Genomic DNA, 320 nt, shown 5'->3' with positions numbered 1-320 from the left:
GTCATAACCATACTGCCTAAATCGACGCCTTGAACGTAAGGACCAATAGCGGCTGGTGCATTTTCGGTGCTGATTTCGTATGACATAATTTCTCCGTTTATCACGTAAAAAAGGGTTTGGACGCTATTATAGACATGGAACGGCATCCACACAAAGACGCAGTCTACGCCTAAATACCTTACTGATTATTGATCACGGCGTCTCTATCGAACTCTTTTTCACAGAATTTGCAGGTTAATGCCACATGTTTCGCGCGTTTTTTAATGCGGAAACTGCTAGAAACCGGCTCATTATTGCTAATACAGTTGCTGTTTGGGCAC

General features: G+C 43.1%; 2 pseudogenes. Both read right to left on the bottom strand.

Annotation, left to right across the window (positions count from 1 at the left end):
• Positions 1–146, bottom strand: a pseudogene (locus ACNQ0T_RS23535) (reactive intermediate/imine deaminase); the annotation flags it as partial.
• A 32-nt stretch (positions 147–178) separates the two neighbouring features.
• Positions 179–320, bottom strand: a pseudogene (locus ACNQ0T_RS23530) (aspartate carbamoyltransferase regulatory subunit); the annotation flags it as partial.

This window comes from Enterobacter cloacae complex sp.6700776 (assembly GCF_048284255.1).
GTDB lineage: Bacteria > Pseudomonadota > Gammaproteobacteria > Enterobacterales > Enterobacteriaceae > Enterobacter > Enterobacter intestinihominis.
The sequence above is the reverse complement of the archived record's forward strand: the minus strand, read 5'-3'. Positions and strand labels throughout refer to the sequence as shown.